Source organism: Colwellia sp. (assembly GCF_013215345.1).
Classification (GTDB): Bacteria; Pseudomonadota; Gammaproteobacteria; order Enterobacterales; family Alteromonadaceae; genus Colwellia.
This window is the reverse complement of record NZ_JABSOV010000158.1, coordinates 1-7399: the sequence shown is the minus strand read 5'-3', so window position 1 is coordinate 7399 and position 7399 is coordinate 1. Positions and strand designations below refer to the sequence as shown.

The following is a 7399-nucleotide window of genomic DNA, read 5'->3' as shown; positions in this document are numbered from 1 at the left end:
GTTTCCTGCGGCAATACTACAACCACCATATTTTAACCTAAACGCTGAAGATGCCGTTAATTATGGTGCTATCGGCGCAGTTATTGGTCATGAAATTGGCCATGGCTTCGATGATGCGGGTAGTGCTTTTGATGGTGATGGCGTCTTACGTAACTGGTGGACAGATGCTGATAAAGTGGAGTTTAAAAGCAGAACTAACAAGCTAGTCGCCCAATACGATGAGTTTGAGCCACTTAAAGATGTGCATGTTAATGGTACTTTCACCTTGGGTGAAAATATTGGTGACCTTGGCGGACTAAGCATTTCACTGCTGGCATATAAAATGTCATTAGCGGATAAAACTTCGCCCGTTATTGATGACTTTACCGGTGAGCAGCGTGTCTTCTTGGGCTACGCGCAAAGCTGGAGTAAAAAGTATCGCGAAAAAGCATTAAAACATCAAATCAGTACCGATCCACATTCACCGGCGATGTATCGAGTGAATGGTGTTGTGCGTAACGTACCTGAATTTTATCAGCTTTTTGATGTGAAAGAAGGTGATAAACTTTACTTAGATCCAAGTCAGCGCGTTAAAATTTGGTAGTTGTACTTTTCATCTAAACGCTAATTAAAGTAATACCAGTTTCATTAAGTTTGTGATCTTGTTGTGCATAGGAAAAATAAATCAGGGCAAGGCGCTCGATTGAGCAATAGCTGGCTATTGGAATTGAGAACAACGCTGGCATGACGTATTTTAACCAGCACAAGTGAGCAATAATTTAATGAAATTGGTATAAGTACTAGTTAAAAAAATAAAGCGCTGAGTTGTTTTAAACAACTCAGCGCTTTTCTTATTTTACCTTTCGATACGCAATAAGTGTTTTAATACCTATTGATGCTCTGCGACTGCTGCTTAAACTTAGCTTTAAACTTAGATAGAGGCTTAGCTTTAGGTTTTAAACTTTTCGACTATTTGTTGTAATTGCGCAGCTTGACTATCAAGGTTGTCAGTAATACCTTTTATATTACTAATGCTTTTGGTACTTTCATCAATAGCTGTCGACATATGCTGAATATTTTGATTTATCTCTTCAATTGCGCTCGACTCTTCTTCTATAGAGGTAGCAACCAGTGAGGTTTCACTGGCAATTTTTTCACTGGACGCTGTGATGTTTTTCAGTAATTCAAGTGACTCCTGCCCCTTTTCAACACTTTCTTGAATTTTTGAGTTTAGCAGGGTGATATGTTCATATGATTCATTCGATTGCGACTGTACTGTCTGAATCAGCTCGGCAACTTGTGTCGCAGCACTAGTTGTTCGACCTGATAACTCTCTTACTTCATCGGCAACAACAGAAAATCCTCGACCGGCTTCACCCGCCCTTGCTGACTCAATGGCTGCATTTAATGCTAATAAATTTGTTTGATCAGCAATGCCGGTAATAAGTTTAATTATTTCATTAATTTTCTCCGAGGATGTTTGTAAATTATTCAAGGTATCTTTCAGAGAGGTCATATCATCGGCGACACTGCTCATTAACGCGATAGCTTCAGAGATAGTTTTACCGCCAGCAATAACTTCAACTTTTGAATGTTCTGCTAAGTCTTCAGCACCTTTTACCGTGGCTGATATTTGCGCTGAGGTAGTAGATACCTCATGTAACGCCGCAGCCATAGTATGTGATTGAGTATTTTGTTCTTCGGTCGTAGTTGCTAAAGAGTCACTTGCTTGTGCTACATGACTAGACAGTTGGTTAACGCTATCGGCATTACTTTTAACCTCGATCACTAGCTCTCGAATTTTTTCAACAAAATCATTAAAGGAACACGCTAACTCGGCTGTTTCATCATTTTTGCTGCGAACATTAATCCTGATGGTTAAATCACCATCACCCGAGGCAATTTCTCTCAGGTTGTCTTTTATTTGGATAATAGGGTCAGTGATCAATTTAGCCACCTGCCAAGAAGCGACGATAAAGATGATTAACATAACAATTTCAATCATCATCATTCGAGAAATAATGGCATTACTCATCATTAATATTTCATCTTTGGGCACGAAGCCAACAAACTTCCATCCCAGTTCTGCTGAGCTGATGACATTCACTTCATAATCGATATCACCTAATAATATACTGAGTTGCCCTGAGTTTAGTTGTGCTATTTTCTTAAAAGCTTCTCCAGGTAAGGTATTGATATTTTTGAAGGTGTTTTGGGTATTGTTGGGATCGACTAAAATAGTGCCATCATCTTGTAACAGCATAATATAACCTTGCTCGCCCAGTTTAATTTTCCTCACAATTTCTGTTAAGCCTTTTAAGCTTACATCCATGCCTTGCACACCAATAACCTTGCCATTAGCATCACTGACTGTGGCAACAGTACTAATGATTGAGGCATCGTCTGAGGCAAAATAATAAGCACTGGTTCTAGTGATTTCACCACGGCTATTCAGCGCTGACTGGTAAAAAGGCCTTTTTCTGGGATCATAGTTAGCGCCAATATTCCCGGCAGGCCATTGTAAATAACCGCCTTCATGGTTAGCAAAATAAACATAGGCAAGGTTTTCATGGCTATTACCGAAATTTTCAAACATGGTAAAAATTGATGACTCTAAACCACCATTTTTTGCTGGCGTCATTAATACGCTACTAGCATTAGCTTTATAACTGGTGATATCTTTATTAGCCGAAAGTATTTTTGGATGATTGATAAGATACTTAACATTATCCTCTATGCCTCTAAAGAATATTTTCATGCCATTTTCAACTTGTCTGATCTCTCGTTCAGAGACATCATAAAATTGCTCATAAGCTTTTTCAGTAACAAACATGGCTAATATAACTGAAATAACAATACCAGGAATAACTACCGCCGACAGTACACTTAGCTGTATTTTCACTCTTATATTCATATAATTAAAACCTTTCCCTTAACTTAGGTTAATTTAACAAAACCTAAAAACAGCTTAAAAACACTTTAAAAATAATAACCAAAGTTAATATTAAACCTTGTTTGCCAGTCATCACTATCCCCTGCCATGGTGCCGCCAACGAAGGGTTGATTTTTTGCTCTGACTAAATCGACATAGGTATAAAGTCCACCCGCTGATATAGCGACCCCTAACACATTCATAATAGTGTCATTATTAAAGTCGCCTGATTTATCAGTCATCATGTTGTAGTTGTTATAAAAATTTAATGAGGTGATGGGACCAAATTCGACTGGTTTTAAATAGGCAAGATTAACGGTATAAAGTATAGCTTCGCTGGGAATAGAATCATAAAAACTATAAGCACCAACGGCTATTTGTGGTGAGTAACTATCAAAATCGTATTCGTAGTCAGTATATTGTAGTTTTACATTCCAACGATCAAATTGCGCGTCAGTGTGTATGGCAAAGGCGGTACGATCACCTATCGATGATGTCGCATCTCGTATATCTCCTGACAACCAAGAAAAACCCAGCTCAACATTAGCTAACTGATAGGCATAGCGTAAATTGAAGGTGTTGTGCTCAGCAGCTTCTAGGCTAGGTTGATCATAAATCCCCTCATCACTTGCACGCACACCAACTATATCGTAAGAATATCTATCAGTTCTATTATCCACATAACCATCTATGCCGCCCATTTCATCTGTGAAAAAGAAAGCTATCCGTAAATCATGGTTTTCGTTTTTTCTAATAAACTTAATACCGGCATCATAATCATCTTCTAAACCAACGTAATAATTACTACTAAAGAAATAGTTGTGAGAGTTATAATTTAAGTTGCCAAAGGGCACACGTGTTATGCCTATTTGTCCTTGCCATTGCTCGTTAAATTCATAACCAACCCAGGCGTGATGAATGACATTCATATATTGAAACCAGCGATATTGCGCCGATAATATTACCCCGCCAACCTCACCATTTAAATCAAGGCGAAATATATCAAAGTCTAGATCGCCACCACGGCTGGAGTTTTCATCATTGTAGTCTTCATATACATATTGAAAGCGAACGGCTCCACCCAAAGTAATGCCAACATCTTCTTTTTCAGCAGCTTTACTATCTGCAGTATTTTTTTCTGCAATAATGTTATCAGCTGCATTTACGGCCTTTTTTAGTTGCTGTATTTCTACTTCAAGTTGCTTTACTTTGTTGCTTAGACTTTCTTGTTCGGCAGAAAAGCATGTCTGAGAAAAACACAAGGGTAGTAAAAGCATTGTTAAAATTTTCATAATATCTACCTAATTACTTTCAATAAAATGATTTTTAGCTAAAAAACGTATAGTCTTTATGCTTATTTATTTGATTACTTGAATTAATTTAATTGCTCTCAATGGGCCACGTTTCGCCGTTACTATCAGGAATATAATACGAGATTGACCGCAATTTTTTTAACTTAGTGAAGCCTTGATTAAACTTGTCTCTGAAGTACTCGGCATTGGGGTGATCTTTAGAGCAGAGTAAATAGTTTAACTGTGACTTTAAGGGCTTAGGATGGGTGGTAACCTGCTTTATTGCTGCTTCACTATAAAGGTTCCGTAATTGATGCCAACCGGTTTTTACACTGGGAAAAAGATCAATTCTACCTGACATTAGTAGTTGCCAGTTTTGCTTATCTCTGGCAACCCAGTGCACACTTAATTCTTTTTCGTCAGCTAGTTTGTGAAATTCTTCACTATAGGTGTAGCTCAATGTTGCGCCAATGATATATCGAGATAAGTCAGTTAATTTTTGCCACTTAACATCGGTACTTCTTAAATGGAAAAAAAGCCACTCTTCTTCAAATAGTGGTTCACTAAATATAAAAGATTTAACTCTACCGGGTGTTTTTCCGTAATACATAATACAAGCTTCATGGCCCAACCTTACCATTCTCAAGCCTCGGGCCCAGGGCACAAAGATAAATGACACCTTAATTCCTTCTAGCGCAAAAGCATCGGCAACAAGTCTAGATACGTAACCTTTATCCTCATCTGCTTCATTGATAGCTGGCGGGTAAGGACCTGTAACAATAACCACGGAAGTTAAATCATCATTTTCAGCGGCCATCGTTGAGGTGAACAGGCATAAACAGGTAGAAAAAAAGCAAAGTTTAAAATAATTAATCATAGATAAACAGCCCCTGTTCACATGACTACTAAAGAGCTTTTAATCTACTTATACCAATTCCAATACGTTTCTTCCCACTCAGCGAGAGTTAAAAGGCTTAGAGGCAAGGCATTGATTGTAGATAATGGTTACTCCCTTATCAAAATCAATAACGCAGCATGTAAGCCTTTTAAACTAGCCCTTAGGGAGCTTTACAGCGATTAGATAACTGCACAGAATTTCTTTCATATAGAGTGACTATATACAAAAAAATTCTATTTGTTCTCAAAACGCTAGCAAGCTCTGAGTGGGAACTAACTTAATGGACTTGGTATTATCTAAAAGCTCTCAACACGCTTAACTTAGTTTAAGAGTTGAATATATTTTATAGCTTATCTAAGGGATTATGCAATGTTTCACTGCTAGGGGAATGTACTTGGCAGCGGGGTAGACTTACTTTTAGCTAAAGATATTTACTCTAAGTTTCTTTGAGCTAATCTAAACCCGCAAACGTATTTCTTATAACACTTTTGCGATTATCAAAAAAACCTCTCCCCCAACTTTCGATTAGCTTTTATCGCCGAATAAAAAGCAATAATTTGAGAGTGATATTGAGATAAAATAAATGATTCACGCTAGTGCTTTCCTCGCTAAGGTACTAGTGAAAGTACCAGTACCATTACTGAAGATAGTACTAGCGTGAAAAGAGGCTGAAAAAGAAAGACTAGCTTAGTGCTTTTTCAACTCATTGGCTTTTAACAACATGGATTTACTTTCTTCGAGGAAGTCTCCGGCATAATCGCCAAACCAGTCAGAAACATGATTAAACATATCAACAAAGGCATCTTTATCATCAAGGCTAACATCTTCAAGTAATTCTAAGAATCGATAAGCAAAACGTTTCATCATGCCAACGTTTTCTTTGTTAGCAAAGATGATATCAGCATAAAGGGTAGGATCTTGGGCAAATAATCGACCTACCATAATTAGCTCTAATCGGTAAATGGGTGAGCTCATCGCCACCAGTTTTTCAATATCTGCGCCTTCAGCCATTAGATGGTAACCGTAAGCAATAGTAGAAAAATGTCGCATCACTTGTACCATAGACATAGCTTGATCATGTTCATGGGCTTCAACCGGATAAATTTTAGCGCCCCATACTTCAAACTGCTCAAGTAACCACTGATATTGTTCAGGGAGGCGGCCTTGACAACTAATGATGGTTTGCTTAATTAAGCCGGTAACATCTGGGCCAAACATAGGATGTAAACCCACCACCGGACCTGCATGTGCCTTTTTCATCTCAAATAATGGAGACTCTTTAATACTGGTTAAGTCGGCCAGAATGCAGTCTTTTGGTAAGTTATTTAAGTGATGTATAACCATAGTGGTTAAACGAATAGGCACTGCGACAATTACCACTCCAGCATCAGCTAATATAGCCTCGCTGTTAGGCCAATCTTCCTGTTCAATAATGGCAACCTGATAATCAGAACGTTGAAATAAATCGACAAAAATGGCACCTAACTGTCCTTTACCACCAACAACAACCACTTTTTTACAATCAACATTAACACAGCGATAGCCGCTAGCATCTTGACTAACGTATGAGTCACGCATTAAACGCCGTAAAACATCTTCAATTAAATCAGGGGATAAACCAGCCTCACTAGCTTGTAAGCGTCTTTTAGCAAATAAACTCGCTTCACGTGCGCCGTCATAAATAGGTTTGCCGACACTACTTTTTAATTGCCCCACTTTACTGGTAACGCTAAGTCGCCGCTGTAATAGCTTAACTAAATCACTGTCAATCTCATCAATTTCATCACGCAAGCTGGTTAACTTTTTATCAAAGTCGGGATCTGAATTGGTCATTACAATCTCTTATATAAAACATCTTCTCTAAAGCACCTTGTCTAGAAAAAGAATATTAAAGTATTTTTCTTAAAATTATTTATCAAAGCCTTTAAAATAAAAAACGCGACATAAGTCGCGTCTAATACTTTACCTACATAGATTAGGTAAAGAACCGGTAGGTAAAAACCTTTAGGCAATACGCGAGGTTAAACAACCTGATAATTGTGCTTCGACATCGGCTAATAACTGCTCGGTTTCAGCAAAATCAATGCAAGCATCGGTAACCGATACACCGTAAGCTAAATCTTCTTTGGCTAAATCGCTGCTTTGCTTACCAGCATTAATATTACTCTCTAACATTATACCAATAATAGACTTATTACCCGCACAAATTTGCTCAACAACATCAAGTGCAACCAATGGCTGACGAGTGTAATCTTTGTTCGAGTTACCATGACTACAATCGACTATGATACCGGCATC

At 38.0% G+C, this 7399-nt stretch carries 5 protein-coding genes and 1 pseudogene; 1 reads left to right on the top strand and 5 read right to left on the bottom strand.

What is annotated here, in order from left to right; genetic code table 11:
* Positions 1–583: M13-type metalloendopeptidase (locus HRT50_RS16835; RefSeq protein WP_291616622.1), on the top strand; the 583-nt coding region annotated here is incomplete at its 5' end.
* Positions 584–928: 345 nt separating this feature from the next.
* On the opposite strand, the gene HRT50_RS16830 is transcribed toward HRT50_RS16835, so the two are convergent.
* The 5 genes and pseudogenes from HRT50_RS16830 to HRT50_RS16810 all read right to left on the bottom strand — a co-directional run.
* Positions 929–2893, bottom strand: coding sequence for a methyl-accepting chemotaxis protein (locus HRT50_RS16830; protein WP_291616620.1), 1965 nt, complete (start codon positions 2891–2893; stop codon positions 929–931).
* Positions 2894–2958: 65 nt separating this feature from the next.
* Positions 2959–4203, bottom strand: coding sequence for a carbohydrate porin (locus tag HRT50_RS16825; RefSeq protein WP_291616618.1), 1245 nt, complete (start codon positions 4201–4203; stop codon positions 2959–2961).
* Positions 4204–4291: 88 nt separating this feature from the next.
* Positions 4292–5080 (bottom strand): ABC transporter substrate-binding protein, encoded by a 789-nt coding sequence (locus tag HRT50_RS16820; RefSeq protein ID WP_291616616.1) that lies wholly within the window; start codon positions 5078–5080, stop codon positions 4292–4294.
* A gap of 708 nt (positions 5081–5788) precedes the next feature.
* On the bottom strand, positions 5789–6934 hold the full coding sequence (gene tyrA / locus HRT50_RS16815) for a bifunctional chorismate mutase/prephenate dehydrogenase (RefSeq protein WP_291616614.1): 1146 nt from the start codon (positions 6932–6934) through the stop codon (positions 5789–5791).
* A 171-nt stretch (positions 6935–7105) separates the two neighbouring features.
* A pseudogene (locus tag HRT50_RS16810) lies at positions 7106–7399 on the bottom strand (3-deoxy-7-phosphoheptulonate synthase); the annotation flags it as partial.

Excerpts from the sequence above, each read along its gene's own strand:
- HRT50_RS16830 (WP_291616620.1), bottom strand. The coding sequence starts at position 2,893 with ATGAATATAAGAGTGAAAATACAGCTAAGTGTACTGTCGGCGGTAGTT.
- HRT50_RS16825 (WP_291616618.1), bottom strand. The coding sequence starts at position 4,203 with ATGAAAATTTTAACAATGCTTTTACTACCCTTGTGTTTTTCTCAGACA.
- HRT50_RS16820 (WP_291616616.1), bottom strand. The coding sequence starts at position 5,080 with ATGATTAATTATTTTAAACTTTGCTTTTTTTCTACCTGTTTATGCCTG.
- tyrA (WP_291616614.1), bottom strand. The coding sequence starts at position 6,934 with ATGACCAATTCAGATCCCGACTTTGATAAAAAGTTAACCAGCTTGCGT.